We start from the raw sequence: 17,987 nt of genomic DNA, 5'->3' as shown, positions 1-17,987 counted from the left end.
TATGAATTATTCCATGATTTCCTATATTGTGGGATGGATTCTGAACTTCGAAGGGCTTTTTATGCTTCTGCCCTGCCTGACAGCTGTGATCTACGGGGAGAAAGCCGGTTTTGCTTTTGTTGTCACAATGGCTCTCTGCTTTGTGATTGGAGTTCCTCTCACCATCCGAAAGCCTAAAAACATGGTTTTCTACACAAAAGAGGGATTTATCTCTGTTTCTCTGAGCTGGATTGTGATGAGCGTGATGGGTTCTCTGCCTTTCCTGTTCAGCGGCGCAACATCCAATCCCGTTGATGCTCTGTTTGAAACAGTCTCCGGCTTTACCACCACGGGAGCCAGCATATTCAGCGATGTGGAGAGCCTGCCCTACTGCATTCTGTTCTGGCGAAGCTTTACTCACTGGATCGGCGGAATGGGCGTTCTCGTCTTTATCCTGAGCCTGCTTCCTCTTACAGGAGGCTATCACATGAATCTGATGAAGGCAGAAAGCCCGGGTCCCTCTGTGGAAAAGCTGGTTCCTAAGCTGCAGTCCACTGCCAAAATCCTGTATTCTATCTATATCGCGCTGACGCTGCTTGAGATCCTGCTTCTTCTGGCAGGAGGGATGCCTCTGTTTGACACTCTGACCCTCTCCTTCGGAACAGCAGGAACAGGAGGCTTCGGAATCAAAAACGACAGTATGGCAGGGTATTCGCCCTATCTTCAGAATGTCGTAACCGTGTTTATGATCCTGTTTGGCGTAAACTTCAGCTTTTATTTCCTTCTTCTGCTGCGAAAGCCCAAAAAAGCCTTCCGCATGGAAGAGGTTCGCTGCTACCTGGGAATTATCGCCGCCGCGATTGTTATTATCACCATTAATATTAAAGACTTTTATCCTTCCGTCGCACAGGCCTTCCAGCAGGCAGCCTTCCAGGTCGGTTCCATCATCACCACAACCGGATACGCCACTACCGATTTCAACACATGGCCTCAGGTGTCCAAGACCATCCTGGTGATGCTGATGTTTGTCGGTGCCTGCGCCGGAAGTACCGGCGGCGGAATCAAGGTTTCCCGCTTTGTTATCCTTCTTAAGACAATTAACAAGGAGCTTCACCATTTCCTCCATCCAAAGGCAGTGCGCAAAATTTCCATGGACGGGAAGGTTGTAGAGCACGAGGTGGTCCGCTCCATCAATGTTTTTATGATTGCCTATGTCCTCATATTTTCTTTTTCTGTCCTTCTTGTGGGCTTTGACAATCAGGATCTTGTGACAAATTTTACAGCTGTAGCGGCCACCCTGAACAATATCGGACCCGGCCTTGAGATGGTAGGCCCCGCCCAGAATTTCGGCCTGTTTTCTAACGGCGCAAAATGTGTACTGATATTTGATATGCTGGCCGGAAGGCTTGAAATTTTTCCTCTTCTGATTCTGTTTGTGAGGGATACCTGGAAAAAATTTTAACGTCAGAAATTTTCTGCTTTCTGACAGAGAGGGGCAGTCAGCTTTTATGCTGACTGCCCCTCTCTGTTTATTATTCCGTCTCCTCCGAATACATATCTCTCCGGGGGATGCACACTCGCCGCAGGAGTGTCTTGGCTCCCTTCGGCCCCCGTCAGGCTTTCAGGCCTCGGCTCTCTTTGACTGTCTGCTCAGATATTTGATAATCTCTTTTCTGGTGACAATGCCGATGAAATTTTTCTGATCGTCCAGTACAGGAACAAAGTTCTGATTCATTGCCTTGCCCAGCAAATCCTCCATGGCACATCCCGCCAGTACTGGCTGATTGTCCAGCCTTCTCGGTACCTCTGTCACCTGGACCCGATCCAGTCCCTTAAAAGTAAAGTCAAATTTATTTTTAATCCCCCACAGCAGATCCCCCTCTGTGATCGTTCCCACATATCTGCCCTGACGGGTGATAATCGGCATGGCCGCATACTGGTAACGCTCCATTTTATCAAGGGCCTCCTTCAGAGTTTCATCCTCGTAAATAAAAGCTACATCGCTCTTGGGTGTTAAAAAAAATAAAATATTCATTGTCTTATTCTCTCCTTGTTGTCTAATACCATGCAGTGCTTCCGAATACTTTCGTTTCCGCCTGCTCTCAGCTGTCTGATCTTCTAATATCCCAGAGGCTCATTGACAAATACCACCTCTGCCTCCATCCCATTAACCGGGCGCTCCAGAATTACCGTGGCGCGGCAAAGTCTTGAGGGGCTCAAACATTCATAGCAGCAGTCTCCCGCCGCGCAGGGCGTATCTGCCTGAAGGCGCTTCGCATTCAGAGGAGCCGCCACATTCCTGGCCCTCTGCCATGCACTGTTCAGGTCGGGAGTGATCTTGTTTGAACCCACCACAAAAAACACTTTTTTAGGGCCGAACAGTGTTTCTGACACCCGGTTTCCATTTCCGTCAATATTTACAAGTTCCCCTGTCTCCGAAACTCCATTCGCACTGGTTATGTAAATATCGGCAGCTCTCGCCCGCAGGAGTGTATCCATCCCCGGTGTCAGCCAGTGCCAGATCACCTCATTTTCCTCAGCCAGCACACGGTCAAGCCCCATCTCCTTAAGCGTCATGGAACCTCCAAAGGCAACACGGCATCCGCGGATCTCCCTCTTCAGATAATTGGCTGCCTCCTCTTTTGTCTGGAAAAAAGAAGTCTGAAACTCGTGTCTTTCAAAATTTTTCCTGAGAACTTCTATATTCATGTCTGTCTCCCCATATACAGGCCGCGGCCTCTCTGCTTTCTCCTTCTGCCCTGCTTCTGCAGACGCCCCAGCCTTATCCTCTCCTGTCGATTTTCAGGGCAGAACCTTCTCCTTTTATGATCTTAACTTTTTCCTGAGAATATGTCAACCGGATTTGACACGGAACTTATTACCCGGAGCCCTCTCGTTCATTCCAGTATCTCTGGATTTATGACGCAGAGCTTTGCAGCCTTTTTTCCTTCTCCTTTCACAGACTGAACAAACCTCTGTTTTCCTCCTTGACGTTCTTTTGTCCCAGAAAAAAACGCTCCGAGCGGAATCTGCAATTACTTCCGTTCAGAGCGCATTTTTTCTTTCACTCTGGCTAAGCCAGCTCACAGCCTGCCGCTTCCTACTCCAGGTAATCCAGGGCATCAACAGGCTGTCCGCCCTGCCTGAGCTCGAAGAATACATTATTCCCCTCAATGGAATAATATTTTGTGGGTTCCGCCACATATCCGATGGTATCGCCCTTATAGAGGTATTCCCCCTCCACAGCCTTCACATCCTTAAGCTGGCCGCAGATCGCAGTGTACTCGTTGCCCAGATCCATGACGACATAGTTGCCGATCTCCTCATTAGAGCCGCATTCTGTAACCCGGGCATTGGCGGGCGCCAGGACAGGGCTGCTCACATCGCTCTGGATAATCAGAGCCGGATTGCATTTGTACTGATCCAGAGTCGGAAAATAGATTGTCGTATCCATGCTGTAATCGAGGATAATATTTCCCATTACAGGCCAGGCCAGCTTGTCAGTCTCCTTGAAATCAAGGGTCAGTGCTTTGGCGCTGGTGCCTGAGGCTTCTGCTCCTGCATCGGCCTCTCTGTCTGCAGCTTCTCCACCGGTATCCTTTTTGTCTTCCTTTGAATACTCTGCATTGGAGCTTCCTGCCACCTTTGTGTCCTCGTCTGTAGCCTCGGCGGCATTTTCTGCTGATTTTTCCTCAGCCTGCGGCTGCGGGTTCTGCTCCACAATGTACCCGCCCGTTTCCGGGACCTCCAGATATGGATTTTCCTCCACTCTATCGCTTCCCTGTCTGAATTTCACTGTCCCTGCTGCGGCAACAATAGTCAGCAGGCCTAATACCATCATTCCCAGAAGAACTTTGTCCCTGAGCAGCTGGTTCATCTTTTTTTTCACGCTTATCACCTCGGTAATATTCTTACCAAACCGAGGCGACTTATTCAGAAATCAAAACAATATTTTTATAGTAAAATTTCAGCAGTTCCTCCGCCGTATACCCCTCCTTCGCCTTCTCATTTGCCCCCCACTGGTCAAAGCCGTAGCCGTGTCCACTTCCCTCAGTTACGCAGCGGATTCCCGATTCCATCTTTTCAAAGGAGAAGGCGCAGGATTTGAGGCCCAGAGCGTACTGGATCTCCTCCCCTGTGTACAGCTTCTCTCCCGCCTTCACCTGGCTGACGTACCCGGCGCCGTCCTTTTCCACAATCTGTATACTTTCAAAAGCAGTGTCCGCAGACAGCTCAGGCGAATTTTCCATCCCGTTTAATCGTTTACAGAACTCCTCCGGCGTAAACGTCTCCACTGTCAGATACCCCGGCGAATTCACATCCCCCGGACAGTCGACAGAGACCAGGTATGGATGCAGCTCATCCCCCTCTCTCGTCTTTCCCGCGCTGATCCCGTGGAATAGCGGATCAATAGGGCTGCCGTCAAAGGTAAGGATCTGCCCCTCTGTTTCTTTCGCCGCATCTGCAAACTTGTTGTAATACCGGAGGAAATAATCCTTTCCCCAGAGCTCCTGCATGCCGCTCTCAGTCAGAATATCCAGATCCAGAGCCGATTCCGGTATTGAATGCTCCTCCCCCATAACCCCGTACAGGTACGTCCTGGCAATGATCATCTGGGCCTTGATTGTCTCCAGCTCATACTCTGCCGGAATCTGCTCAGCAACAATGCCGATCAGATATTCCTCAAGAAGAACTGGCTGCTCTGCCCCTTCCCGATCCAGGACAATCACCCGCTCTCCCTCTCCTATCTGCGAGGATGACACAACACCTGCCATTGCCGTTCCCCCCTGACGGCCTGTCCACGCCATCGTTAGGACATAGGGAAAGATCAGTGACGCCACACACACTGCTGCGATACGCTTCATAGGAAAACCACTCCATTTCTGAAAATTATTTTCTGTACGTTTCAAATGTGTTCTGGACATTCTGAGGTAAATAAAAGATCTGGCGTGCATATCAGCTGAAGAAAAGAGGACAGAAAAAGGTTCCAGCTGTTTTTACAGTTTATGTGTCTCTGTGCAGATTTATGACTGGCTGACTTTCCATCATATCCTTCGGATATGCTATTCTCTCCGAGGGATGCACACTCGCCGCAGTTGTGTTTTGGCTCCCTTCGGGTGCCGGCGGCGAATGACGATCACAATTGAAATTTAGTAAAAATTATGGTAAAATCCAATTAAATTTCAGAACTGGAAAGGAGATTTTCATTATGGAAAAAGAATTGCTGAACTATGTAAGTGAAAAGTCCCACGAACTTATGAATTCTGCCAGCTGCTGCGCGGAGGCAAAGGCTGCGGCAAAGGCATGGCTGGAGGCAGCGGGAACTGACCGGGAGGCCGAGGCTACAAGACAGTACCTGAAAGAGCTGGAAGCCGATATTGTGACCGCCGAAGGGCTGGAAGCCTTTGCCGAGTCTGAGGCAGGAATCAAAGTGTTTGGCGACAAGGCTGGCCAGATAGCTGCCCACGCCAGAGAAATCAGGGCTGCCGGAGCGAAATACTGCGACTGCCCGGCCTGCACAGCCGTAGCGGCCATTCTCGAGAAAAAAGATGAGATGCTGAGATAAGGAAAAAGCTGGCAGAATCCCTGTCAGCTTTTTCCTTATCTGCTATGATTACAGCTCCACCTTCACCTTGTCAAGGTGCCAGATGTCCTTTACATACTCCTCAATGGTTCTGTCAGAGGAGAACTTGCCTGAGCAGGCAGTATTTAAGAGCGCCGCCTTTGCCCACCACTCCTGATTCTTGTAGGCCTCCTCCACGCGCTTCTGAGCCTCGGCGTAGGAGCGGAAGTCCTTGAGAATAAAGTAGGTGTCCGCCTTTGCGCTGTTCTTTGTATTTAACAGGGAGTTATAGATATCCCTGAACAGCTCCGGATCCTCCGGTGCATAGTAGCCGTTGATCAGCTGCATCAGCACCCGTCTGATCTCCTGGTCTGTGTTGAAGATTTCAACCGGATTGTAGCCGCCGTTGTTCTCGTAATTGATCACCTCGTCGGAGGAAAGTCCGAAGATGAATGCATTCTCCTTTCCAACCTCCTCCACAATCTCCACATTGGCTCCGTCCATGGTTCCAAGAGTCAGCGCTCCGTTCAGCATGAACTTCATATTTCCCGTGCCGGAAGCCTCCTTGCTGGCTGTGGAGATCTGCTCGCTCACATCGGCTGCCGCAAAGATGATCTCTGCGTTGGACACGCGGTAGTCTTCGATAAATACCACCTTGATCTTTCCGTTAATCGACTTATCGTGGTTGATCACATCTGCCACGGAATTGATGAGCTTGATGGTCTTTTTGGCAATCTGATAGCCTGCCGCTGCCTTTGCTCCGAAGATGAAGGTTCTCGGAACCATCTCCATATTCGGATTATCCTTCAGCTGATTGTACAGATACATTACATGGAGGATGTTTAACAGCTGCCTCTTGTACTCGTGAAGTCTCTTCACCTGCACGTCAAAAATCGATCTCGGATCTACATCAATGCCGTTGTGCTCCTTGATGTATTTTGCAAGGCGCAGCTTGTTGTGGTACTTGATATTCATAAATTCCTGCTGGCACTTCTTGTCGTCTGCATAGACCTTCAGCTTTGCAATCTGAGGCAGGTCTGTGATCCACTCGTCCCCGATCTTGTCTGTCACCCAGGCTGCCAGCTCCGGATTTCCGTGAAGCAGGAATCTTCTCTGGGTAATGCCGTTCGTCTTGTTGTTGAACTTCTCCGGCATCATCTCGTAGAAATCCTTTAATTCCTGATGCTTTAAGATCTCCGTGTGCAGCTTCGCAACGCCGTTTACAGAGAAGCCGGCTACAATGGCCAGATGCGCCATCTTCACCTGTCCGTCAAAGATAATGGCCATCTTTCTGACTTTCTCATAGTTGCCTGGATACTTCTTTTCCACCTCGATTAAGAAGCGGCGGTTGATCTCCTCCACGATCTGGTAAATACGCGGAAGCAGGCGGGAGAACAGCTCGATCGGCCATTTCTCGAGAGCCTCGGACATAATCGTGTGGTTTGTGTAGGCACAGCACTTGGTGGTGATGGCCCAGGCCTCATCCCACTCAAGTCCCTCCACATCCAGAAGGATTCTCATAAGCTCGGCGATAGCCACAGTCGGATGGGTATCATTTAACTGGAAAATCACCTTCTCTGGCAGCTTATGGATATCGCTGTGTGTTTCCTTGTACTTGGCAACGGCTCTCTGCACGCTGGCGGAGATGAAGAAGTACTGCTGCTTTAAGCGCAGCTCCTTGCCGGAATAGTGATTGTCGTTGGGATAGAGTACCTCTACCAGATTCTTGGCCAGATTTTCCTCTTCCACCGCCTTCTGGTAATCTCCCTTGTCGAAAGCCTGAAGGCTGAAGGAGTTGAGAGGCTGTGCGTCCCAGATACGCAGAGTGTTTACCACGTTGTTGCCGTAGCCCACAATCGGCATGTCGTAGGGGATGGCCATAACGGAGCGGTATCCCTCCTGCACAAAATGGTTTCTGCCGTTTTCCCAGACCGTCTTTACATAGCCGCCGAATTTAACCTCTGTGGCGTACTCTGCCCGGCGAAGCTCAAAGGGATAGCCGTTCTTCAGCCACTCGTCCGGCACCTCCAGCTGGTAACCGTTTTCAATCTTCTGTTTGAACATGCCGTAGTGGTAGCGGATGCCGCAGCCGTAGGCCGGATAACCCAGAGTCGCCAGGGAATCCAAAAAGCAGGCGGCGAGCCTTCCGAGGCCCCCGTTTCCAAGTGCCGGATCCGGCTCCTGATCCTCAATGGCATTTAAATCAAAGCCCAGCTCCTCGAGAGCCTCCTTGATTTCCTTCTGTGCTCCGATGTTGATAATGTTGTTTCCCAGCGCACGTCCCATTAAAAACTCCATGGACAGATAGTATACGATCTTCGCATCATCGCGGTCGTAGGCCTTGTGCGTTGCAATCCATTCGTCTATAATCACATCCTTAACGGCATAAGCGACAGCCTGATAAACCTGCTGCGGGGTAGCCTCGTCAATGGTTTTCCTGTACTGGTTCTTTACATTGTCAATTATGCTCTTTTTAAATGTTTCCTTGTCAAATGTCTGCATCTTCTATCCTCCTGATAAGCGGTTTTCACTCTCCGGCGTCCGGAAAGCCGCTGGCGGTTCCATACCGCCGCGGCCCTGCCTTCCGCCTGCCCGGAAGCTGCCCTCACTGCCTAAAAACTGCCCCCTGCCTGGTCTGCAACGCCGGATTTTGGCTGACGAAATCAGCCAATCTTTTCAACGCCGAGCATTACCTTTTCCCCGTTGATGTTCCACTCTTTTGCGTATCCGCCTGTCTGTCCCGGTAAAATCTCGTCTGCCAGCACTTCGCTTCTGATCTCTTCCCCGTGCTCTGCAAAGATCTCTGCAATCTTCTCATTGCCGTTTACAAAGACGCGGATGTGGTTCATCACCTCGAAGCCTGCTTCCTTCCTCATGGTCTGAATCTTGCTGATGATCTCTCTCACAAAGCCTTCCTCGAGAAGCTCCGGCGTCAGGTTGGTGTCAAGCACCACCATCACCGTATTGTCTCCCTCGGAGACATATCCCTCAACCTGGGCTGCGTCGATCAGCAGATCCTCCTTCGTGAGAACCACCTCTGCTCCGTCAAAGTCAAAGGTCAGTGCGCCCTTTTCATTCAGCGTATCCATGGCAGCATTGCCGTCGATCTCAGAGAGAGCCTTCCTGATATTGCCCAGCTGCTTTCCGTATTTCGGGCCTACTGTCTTAAGCTGCGGCTTGAAGCTGTAGGAGGTGAAGGCGCGCACATCGTCTGTAAACTCCACTGTCTTAACATTCAGCTCATCTTCGATGATCTCCTGATAGAACTCAGGAAGCGCTCTCTCTGCCTTCACAAACATCTTTCCAATCGGCTGACGGTTCTTGATATTTGCCGTATTTCTGGCAGCACGGCCAAAGACTACAATCTTTAAGACCTCATCCATGTAGGCCTCCAGCTCCTTGTCAATATGGCTCTCGTCGGCAGCCGGGAAGTCACACAGATGCACGCTCTCAGGAGCCGTCTTATCAATATTTCTGACCAGATTCTGGTAGATATCCTCGCACATGAACGGAATCATGGGAGCAGCCACCTTCGACACAGTCACGAGAGCTGTGTAAAGCGTCATGTAGGCATTGATTTTGTCCTGCTCCATTCCCTTGGCCCAGAAGCGCTCACGGCTTCTTCTCACGTACCAGTTGCTCATATCATCCACAAAGTCCTGAAGGGCTCTCGCAGCCTCCGGGATCCTGTAGTTTCCGAGATTGCTGTCCACTTCCTTGATCAGGGTGTTTAACTTGGACAGCAGCCACTTATCCATAACCGGCAGCTTATCGTACTCCAGTGTATATTTTGTGGCGTCAAAGTTATCTATATTCGCATAGAGCACGAAGAATGCATAGGTATTCCAGAGAGTGCCCATGAACTTTCTCTGTCCCTCCATCACGGCCTTTCCGTGGAAGCGGTTGGGCAGCCACGGCGCGCTGTTGATGTAGAAATACCAGCGGATGGCGTCTGCACCGTAGGTAGCCAGGGCGTCAAACGGATCCACCGCATTTCCCTTGGACTTACTCATCTTCTGTCCATTCTCATCCTGGACATGGCCGAGGACAATTACGTTTTTGTACGGAGCCTTGTTGAAGAGAAGCGTGGAGATGGCCAGCAGAGAATAGAACCAGCCTCTCGTCTGATCCACGGCCTCGGAGATAAAGTCGGCCGGGAACTGCTGCTCAAACAGCTCCTTGTTCTCAAAGGGATAATGGTGCTGAGCAAACGGCATGGAGCCAGAGTCAAACCAGCAGTCAATCACCTCCGGAACGCGGTGCATCTCCTTTCCGCACTTCGGGCAGCGGATGGTCACTGCGTCGATAAACGGACGGTGAAGCTCAATGTCGTCCGGACAGTTGTCGGACATGCTCTTTAACTCCTCGATGCTTCCCACAGAATGCTGGCATCCGCACTCACACTCCCAGATATTGAGAGGTGTTCCCCAGTAGCGGTTTCTGGATACGCCCCAGTCCTGTACGTTCTCCAGCCAGTCGCCGAAACGGCCCTTGCCGATGCTCTCAGGAATCCAGTTGATGGTATTGTTGTTGCGGATCAGGTCGTCCTTCACCGCTGTCATCTTGATAAACCAGGACTCTCTCGCATAGTAGATGAGAGGAGTATCACAGCGCCAGCAGTGGGGATAGCTGTGCTCAAAGTTCGGCGCGGAGAATAAAAGTCCTCTCTCCTCCAGATCCTTCAACACCAGCGGATCTGCCTTTTTGCAGAAGGTTCCTGCCCAGGGAGTTTCCTTTGTCATCTCACCCTTGGCATCCACCAGCTGCACAAACGGAAGATCATAGTTTCTTCCCACCTTGCTGTCGTCCTCACCGAAGGCAGGGGCAATGTGAACCACTCCGGTACCGTCTGTCAGCGTTACATACGTATCGCAGGTTACAAAGTATGCCTTCTTGTGCTGTTTTTCACAGATGCTGGAAGCGCAGTCAAACAGCGGCTCATATTCCTTGTACTCCAGATCCTTTCCCACGTAGGTCTCCTTCACCTCATAGCTTCCCTCTCCGAGAACGGTGTCGCAGAGTGCCTGAGCCAGGTAGTAGACGGTTCCGTCTTCCTTCATCTGGACCTTCACATAGGTTTCATCCGGGTTCACGCAGAGTGCCACGTTGGAGGGCAGTGTCCAGGGCGTTGTGGTCCAGGCCAGGATATAGGCATCCTCGCCCTTTACCTTAAATTTGGCGATAGCGGATTTCTCTTTTACATCCTTGTAGCCCTGAGCCACCTCATGGCTGGAAAGAGGTGTTCCGCAGCGCGGACAGTAAGGCACAATCTTGAATCCCTTATAGAGCAGCCCCTTCTCCCAGATCTGCTTTAAGGCCCACCACTCAGACTCGATGAAATCATTGTGATAAGTTACGTAAGGGTGATCCATGTCAGCCCAGAAGCCCACTGTGGCGGAGAAATCCTCCCACATCCCCTTATACTTCCAGACGCTCTCCTTGCAGTGGCCGATGAACGGCTCCAGGCCGTACTGCTCGATCTGCTCCTTGCCGTCAAGGCCCAGCATCTTCTCCACTTCCAGCTCTACCGGAAGTCCATGGGTATCCCATCCTGCCTTCCTGGGAACCATGTAGCCCTTCATGGTGCGGTATCTGGGGATCATATCCTTGATAACACGTGTCAGAACGTGGCCGATATGAGGCTTTCCGTTTGCCGTAGGCGGACCGTCGTAAAAGGTGTAGGTCGGGCCCTCCTTGCGGCTCTCGATACTTTTCTCGAAAATCTTGTTGTCAGCCCAGAATTTCTCTGTCTTTTTTTCTCTCTCCACGAAATTCATGTCGGTAGAGACCTTGTCATACATGCTTTTTTCCTCCTGTCTGGTGAAATTTCGTGTATGCAGAAGCAGTAAATATTAAAATAGAATCCTGCCCCGCAGGATTCTCCGCCTGCGGCGGATCCCATCAGCGGCATGTTCTTTTCCGCGCAGTGCGATCCTCGCGGAGCGTTTTTGTTTCATAGGAATGCAGTTTCCTATGAAATAAAAAAACCTTCGTCCTGTAAAAGGACGAAGGCATACACTTACCTCGTTTAACCACCTGTTACTGCATACTTCATATGCGCTCCCTCTAACGGCGGACACCGGCTCAGCTTAATGAGATGGGAAAACGCAGCTTCCTTCACTGAAATTCTGCCCTTCTCTTCTGTTCAGCCTGCAACTCAGGAGTGATCTTCACGCCTTCCTACTTGCGGCGGGCTCACACCGTCCCCGCCTCGCTGCGCCTTTCGGCAAAGCACTACTGTCTCCGTCACAGTTTTTATGGTCTGATTGTTGTTCCAGTATACATCTGACAGTATACCGCTATTATTGTAAACAGTTTCCATTAAAAAGTCAAGGCTTGCTTAAAAAGCGCTTAAAGACGGTGCAGAGCAGACAGGCGCTTGTCAGTCAAACAGAAACAGAATCTTCTGGTACTCATCCAGGAACATGTTTTCCCTCGTCACAAGGGTGGTTTCCGTGTCGAGCTTATCGCCCTCCACGCCTCTTCTGCTTAAAATTTCCCAGGCCTTCTCCACTCCCAGATAGCCCATGGCGTAGGGATTCTGCACGATCAGCGCATCCACCTCCCCCGTTTCAAGCATTCCCACAGAAACAGCATTGCTGTCAAAGGCCACCACGCTTATGTCATCCTTCTTATTCAGATCCCGGATAGCCCAGCCCACGCCAAGGCTTGTCCACTCGTTGAACGTGGTAATCACATTGATTTCCGGATGGGTCGAGAGCAGGCCCTTCGTGGCAGCCCTCGTGTCATCTATGGCAGAGGGCACATTGATCGTTACAATTTCTTTTACCCTGCTGTCCTTTTTTGCCTCCTCCCGGAAGCCCTGCTCCCGCTGCTGGCCGTTGGCCGTGTTCTCGTCAAAGTTTACAATCCCGATAAAAAGCTCCCCGTCCGTTCCGTCAAGGGCGGCCCGGGCGGCCATTCTCCCAGCCTCCTCATTGTCCGTTCCGATGCGGAACTTAACTGCGCTGCTGTTCACATCGCTGTCTATAACTACCACAGGAATCCCCTTGGCTGCAGCCCAGTCTACAGCCTCGGCATTTTTATTGAAATCGACGGCAGAAATCACCAGGGCGTCGGCTCCGTTTTCCACAGCCTTATAGATCATCTCGTTCTGTGTTGCGTAATCCTCCTCCGATTCCGGTCCCTCGGTAATAAGTGAAACATTGTATTCCGTTGCAGCCGCGCCTGCCCCCGCAAACACAGACTGAAAGAATGCGGACTCTGTGGATTTCACAATCATTGCCACCTGGTATCTCTCCTGCCTGCGGCTCATATGGGCGGCCGTTCCTCCAAGCAGAGCAATCACAGCCGCAAGCAGGAGAAGAAAGACTGTTTTTATCCTTCTAGCGTGTTTCATAAATCTCCTCCTTCACCTTCGGCATGCGGATGGAAACTTTGGTTCCCTCATCCAGCTCGCTCTCTATGGTTATTCCATACTGCTCGCCAAAGTATATTTTCACCCGGTCATTGACGTTTTTGATTCCGATGCCTCCCGTCTGTCCCTTTACCTCCCGGTGGAGAATCCTGTCGCACTGTTCCTTTGTCATGCCGACTCCATTGTCCTCCACAGTAAAGACCACATCATCCCCGTCCTCATAAATGCGGATTTCAATGAATCCTTCATCGATCATCCGGTTCAGACCGTGATAGATGGCATTTTCAATGATCGGCTGGAGAGTGATCTTATTGCAGTAATAGCACAGACAGCTCTCCTGTACATCAAAGCTGTACTGAAACTGGTTTTTATAGCGGAATTTCTGAATCTGCAGGTAGCTTTTGGCGTGTTCTACCTCCTTCTCCACCGGAATCAGCTCGTGCCCCTTGCTGATGCTGATGCGGAACAGCCTGGCCAGGGCGTTCACCATTTCCACAGCATCCCCGTTTCTCCCCTCCTCGCACATCCAGGCAATGGAATCCAGGGTATTGTACAGGAAATGAGGGTTAATCTGGGCCTGGAGCGCGCGAAGCTCTGTTTTTCTCAGAGCAATCTCCTCCTTCCTCACCTGGTTCATCAGCTCCTGAATCCGTATAACGAGATGGCCGAAGGCGTGTGAGAGAGACGTGACCTCTCTGCTTCCGTAGGCGGGCACATAGGAAAAGCCCTCCGCATTGGCCTCAAACTCTCCCATGGCTTTATTCAGGCTCAGAAGCGGCCTGGAAATATAGCGGGAGAGCACAATGCTGCTGATAATGGTGGCCGTCAGCACTGCCATGAGCAGGGCAGCCAGCAGAAGCACGCAGCTCTTTAGCCGCTCCTCTATCAGCTCATCCACGAAGCTGACTGCCACGATGCGCCAGTCGCTCCCTTCCTTTGTATGTATGGTGTAAATGACCCCGCTCTCCTCATAGGTACCGTCAGGACGCCGGGCCATGTCCGCCGTATTCTCCTCCTTCAGTCCGGCAAAGATAAGCTGCTGCTGAGGATGATAGACGATGTTTCCCTGCCTGTCTATGATAAAGCAGTATCCGTGGTTTCCTACTCCCACATTGTCCACGTAGCTGGCTATCTGGGAGAAGCGGGAGTCCAGAACTACAATCTGCTCCCCTTTATCCCTCGTTTCCACCAGGCTTGAGATAGAGACCACCCACGGATACTCATTGAGAAGAAGGCTTTCCACATGGGGCTTTGATATTACGATTTCCCCAGGTCCCGGTACTGTCTGAGGGTCAAAGGACAGATTTTTCAGCGGGTGATCCTTGAACGTTTTCCTCCCTGTCCACGCGCCTGTCAGCTCTCCTGCATCGGGATCATAGGTGGTGACTGCCGCCACGTCTGTGCGCATGTCAACCATGCTGTTTAAGCTCTCGTCCATCTTTACCCCGCCCTCTGCGAAGAGATTTTTGATCAGTTCCAGAGAGCTGTTGATGTCGTCCATATAATTGTCCACGATATTGACAACCTGAACAGCCGCCTGATCGCTGAATGTCTTCACATTCTGGATCATCGAGTGCCGGTAGGTGGTGACGAAGATGATCATTCCCGCCAGCAGGCACACAAACACCATGGACACCACCAGGGCGGCCATCATGCCGGCGCTGCTGAAACTGCTTCCGGCCCGCTTTTTCTTGCTTTTCTCCCCTTTTTTCATGCCTGCCTCTCCTCCTGGGTAAGCTGACGCCTCAGCATGTTCGGCGAAACTCCCTCATATTTTTTAAAGCAGTAGCTGAAATAGTGCTGGTCATTGTAGCCGCAGGCCTCCGACACCTCGCGGATTTTCATTGCCGTATTTAAGAGCAGGATTTTGGCCGTCTCCATCCTCTTTTTTGTCAGATAATCCACAAAGCTGTTTCCCGTACGCTTCTTTATCAGGGCGCTTAAATAATTGGGGCTCACGCCAATCTCCGTGCTGGCTGACATTAAAGACAGGTCTGCGTTAGAATAATTATCCTCAATATAGCGAATCGCCCTGTCGCATATATCCATGCTGCTCTTCGTCTTATGCTCAGCGATCCGATCCCTGGCCGCCATGCAGAAATGAACAAAATGTTCTGAAGCATCCTTCAGGGAGCTGTCGAGAAAGGCCATCTGCTGCATAAACGGATCTGCCTTCAGAGCCGCTGCATCAGATTCGGCTGACATGGAATACATGATCCGGCAGACGCAGGACAGAATTTCCACCAGCATAAAGTTGACCTTTTCCCTGGAATTGTTCTCGTCCTTCAGGCAGCCAAACACCTCCCACAGATAGCTTTCCAGCTCCTCCCTGGCTCCTCCCCTTATCTTCTCTTCGATGTTTGCTACCACCTTCATCACATAGTCCATGTCCACGCCGGAAAACGGCTCCTCATCTATAATGTACCTGACTCCGCCCTGGCCGCTCCTGCCTGCGTAGCGCATGGCATTGACCGCATCCCTGTAGGCCTCAGACAGATCCGTAAAACCCTGGACTACACGGCTGGCGCCCAGGCTGCACCTCAGATTCAGAATACGGGCAGAGCTCTGGACAATGTCGTCTGCCAGGATGTGCAGATACTTGTCAAAGGATGCCGGTGTGCTCCACAGCACGGATACAATCTTGTCCTCCAGAAAGAAGCTCTCATATTTGATATACTTTTTCAAAATGGTATCTACTGCATGAACATGGCTGTGCTCTGTGCAGTTGTTTCCATTTTCGTCGCGAAAAGTAACTGCCGTCACCAGATACCGGATACTCTCGCTCTCCGGCTTTATCATGCCGCAGGCCTGTGCCTGAGCTTTCAGCATCTGCTCCCTCTCCGGCGTGCTGGCCATCTGAAAGCTGTCTAACAGAAGTGGAAGAAGAAATTCCGAAATATTGATCTCATTTTTTCTGCGCTCGGCAAACTCGGAGAACAGCCGGTCGATCTTCTGCTTAATCTGAATGAGATTTTCTGTCAAATCCGCCATGGAGATCGGCTTGAGCATGTAGCTGATAATATTGTACTGAATCGCCTGCTGGGCATAAGAGAAATCGTCAAAACCGCTGAGGAATGCGATCTGTGTAGCTGGACGGATCTCTCTGACCTGCCTGGCCAGCTCCACGCCGGAAATAAACGGCATCCGTATATCCGTGAGAAGAAGATCCGGCTCCTTCTCCCCCACCAGCTCCAGGGCTTCAATCCCGTTTTCAGCCTCTCCCACCACCTGAAATCCAATTTCCTCCCAGTTAATCCTGCGGATAATGGCTCTCCTCAATTCCTCCTCATCATCTGCAACTACTACTGTATACATAAATCCCTGTGCCCTCCGTTGATTTTCTCTTTGCATTTTCCTGTTATTTTATCACAAAAGGCGGGGAATGTATAGAAAAATACCTGGAGCCGGCAAATAAGGAGAGCGGAGGCAGAGGAAGAAGGGCAAGCGTTCTGAGACTGACAAAGCCGCGTCTGCCTCTCTTCTTTTCTGTTTTGTTATTTTTTTGTCAATTCATTTTGCATTTTTTACATTTTATGATATACTTTTACGCAATTAACACATACTATTCTACAAATTTTTACAAGGAGAACGCTATGGAGCCACGAAACCTTACTTTATTGACAGACCTGTACGAGCTTACCATGATGCAGGGCTATTTTCACGAGAAGGATGCCAACGAGATGGTCATCTTTGACGCCTTCTACAGAAATAATCCCGACGGAAACGGATTTGCCATCTGTGCGGGACTGGAGCAGGTGATCGAATATATAAAAAATCTCCACTTTGAAAAGGAGGATGTGGACTACCTCAGAAGCACAGGCCTGTTCACGGAGGATTTTCTTGACTATCTGCGCAACTTTAAGTTTACAGGGGATATTTATGCCATCCCGGAGGGAACCGTGATCTTTCCCAGGGAGCCCCTTATCAAGGTAATCGCGCCGATTATGCAGGCCCAGCTTGTGGAAACGGCTATCCTGAATATTGTAAACCACCAGAGCCTGATCGCCACCAAGACTTCCCGCATCATCCATGCAGCCCGCGGGGACGGCATCATGGAATTTGGACTGCGCCGCGCCCAGGGGCCGGATGCCGGAATTTACGGAGCCAGAGCTGCCATGATTGCCGGCTGCATCGGAACCTCCAACGTGCTGGCCGGACAGATGTTTGACGTTCCGGTGAAGGGAACTCACGCTCACAGCTGGATCATGAGCTTCCCGGATGAGCTGACCGCCTTTCGCACCTACGCCAAGCTCTACCCCTCCGCCTGCATCCTCTTAGTCGACACCTACGATACGCTGAATTCCGGCGTGCCCAATGCGATCCGCGTGTTTACGGAGATGAGGGAGGCCGGCATTCCGTTAAAGGGATACGGCATCCGTCTGGACAGCGGCGATCTGGCCTATCTGTCCAAAAAGGCCAAGGCCATGCTGGACGCAGCAGGCTTTACCGATGCGATTATCTCCGCCTCCAATGATCTGGACGAGTATCTCATTGACAGCCTGAAAATGCAGGGAGCCACCATCAACTCCTGGGGCGTCGGGACAAACCTGATTACCTCCAAGGACTGCCCTTCCTTCGGCGGCGTCTACAAGCTGGCTGCTATCAGAGACAGAGACACCGGAAAGTTTATACCGAAGATCAAACTGTCGGAGAATACGGAGAAGGTGACAAATCCCGGCAATAAGGCAATCTACCGCATCTACGGAAAGAACGACGGCAAGATAATCGCCGACCTGATCTGTCTGGCAGATGAGGTTTACGACGAAAACAAGTCCCTGCTGCTGTTTGATCCCATCGAGACCTGGAAAAAGACTCACCTGGCTCCGGGCACCTATACGATGCGCGAGCTGCTTGTTCCTGTCTTCCAGTCCGGCGAATGCGTGTACCATTCACCGAAGGTCATGGAGATCCGCGATTACTGTCAGAGAGAGCTGAATACTCTCTGGGATGAGTCCAGACGTCTGATCAATCCTCATGAGGTTCATGTGGATCTGTCCAATGAGCTGTGGCACATGAAAAACCAGCTCCTTGACAGCTATCACTATAATGACTGATCAGCAAGCCGTA

At 50.9% G+C, this 17,987-nt stretch carries 12 protein-coding genes; 3 read left to right on the top strand and 9 right to left on the bottom strand.

From position 1 onward, the window contains the following. The first annotated feature begins 1 nt into the window (after window position 1). Window positions 2-1,441: a TrkH family potassium uptake protein gene (locus tag DW757_RS08735; protein WP_008396074.1), complete on the top strand. Its 1,440-nt coding sequence runs from the start codon at window positions 2-4 to the stop codon at window positions 1,439-1,441. A 159-nt stretch (window positions 1,442-1,600) separates the two neighbouring features. On the opposite strand, the gene DW757_RS08730 is transcribed toward DW757_RS08735, so the two are convergent. From DW757_RS08730 to DW757_RS08715, 4 genes are all read right to left on the bottom strand, one after another. Continuing rightward, entirely contained in the window at window positions 1,601-2,014 is a 414-nt protein-coding gene (locus DW757_RS08730; RefSeq protein WP_008396075.1) for a CBS domain-containing protein, read from the bottom strand. An 83-nt stretch (window positions 2,015-2,097) separates the two neighbouring features. Beyond that, entirely contained in the window at window positions 2,098-2,688 is a 591-nt protein-coding gene (locus DW757_RS08725; RefSeq protein WP_015573902.1) for a lactate utilization protein, read from the bottom strand. Window positions 2,689-3,079: 391 nt separating this feature from the next. Next, window positions 3,080-3,868 carry a M23 family metallopeptidase gene (locus DW757_RS08720; RefSeq protein WP_021966069.1) on the bottom strand — a complete coding sequence of 263 codons (789 nt, stop codon included), beginning with the start codon at window positions 3,866-3,868 and terminating at the stop codon, window positions 3,080-3,082. A gap of 40 nt (window positions 3,869-3,908) precedes the next feature. Beyond that, on the bottom strand, window positions 3,909-4,844 hold the full coding sequence (locus DW757_RS08715) for a SpoIID/LytB domain-containing protein (RefSeq protein WP_118751496.1): 936 nt from the start codon (window positions 4,842-4,844) through the stop codon (window positions 3,909-3,911). A gap of 344 nt (window positions 4,845-5,188) precedes the next feature. Here DW757_RS08715 and DW757_RS08710 point away from each other — a divergent pair, with 344 nt between their 5' ends. After that, complete coding sequence (locus DW757_RS08710; RefSeq protein ID WP_015545169.1) at window positions 5,189-5,545, top strand: hypothetical protein; 357 nt, start codon at window positions 5,189-5,191, stop codon at window positions 5,543-5,545. Between the two features lie 48 nt (window positions 5,546-5,593). Here DW757_RS08710 and DW757_RS08705 read toward each other — a convergent pair whose 3' ends face one another. The 5 genes from DW757_RS08705 to DW757_RS08680 form a co-directional block, all read right to left on the bottom strand. Next, window positions 5,594-8,044: a glycogen/starch/alpha-glucan phosphorylase gene (locus tag DW757_RS08705; RefSeq protein ID WP_008396086.1), complete on the bottom strand. Its 2,451-nt coding sequence runs from the start codon at window positions 8,042-8,044 to the stop codon at window positions 5,594-5,596. A gap of 161 nt (window positions 8,045-8,205) precedes the next feature. Next, window positions 8,206-11,343 carry an isoleucine--tRNA ligase gene (ileS, locus tag DW757_RS08700; RefSeq protein WP_118751495.1) on the bottom strand — a complete coding sequence of 1,046 codons (3,138 nt, stop codon included), beginning with the start codon at window positions 11,341-11,343 and terminating at the stop codon, window positions 8,206-8,208. A gap of 581 nt (window positions 11,344-11,924) precedes the next feature. Continuing rightward, on the bottom strand, window positions 11,925-12,902 hold the full coding sequence (locus tag DW757_RS08690) for a substrate-binding domain-containing protein (protein WP_008396091.1): 978 nt from the start codon (window positions 12,900-12,902) through the stop codon (window positions 11,925-11,927). Further along, window positions 12,889-14,634, bottom strand: a complete 1,746-nt coding sequence (locus tag DW757_RS08685; protein ID WP_118751494.1) for a sensor histidine kinase — start codon at window positions 14,632-14,634, stop codon at window positions 12,889-12,891. The genes DW757_RS08690 and DW757_RS08685 overlap by 14 nt, the downstream gene beginning before the upstream one ends. After that, complete coding sequence (locus tag DW757_RS08680; RefSeq protein ID WP_118751493.1) at window positions 14,631-16,235, bottom strand: response regulator; 1,605 nt, start codon at window positions 16,233-16,235, stop codon at window positions 14,631-14,633. The genes DW757_RS08685 and DW757_RS08680 overlap by 4 nt, the downstream gene beginning before the upstream one ends. Before the next feature lie 278 nt (window positions 16,236-16,513). Between DW757_RS08680 and DW757_RS08675 the strand changes: the two genes are divergently transcribed. Continuing rightward, complete coding sequence (locus tag DW757_RS08675) at window positions 16,514-17,974, top strand: nicotinate phosphoribosyltransferase (protein ID WP_118751516.1); 1,461 nt, start codon at window positions 16,514-16,516, stop codon at window positions 17,972-17,974. Window positions 17,975-17,987 lie beyond the last annotated feature (13 nt).

The sequence above is a fragment of the Clostridium sp. AM29-11AC genome, assembly GCF_003480545.1.
In the GTDB taxonomy this organism is placed as follows: Bacteria; Bacillota; Clostridia; order Lachnospirales; family Lachnospiraceae; genus Otoolea; species Otoolea saccharolyticum_A.
Note: the sequence above shows the minus strand (reverse complement) of the source record. Positions and strands in the feature narration are given on the sequence as shown.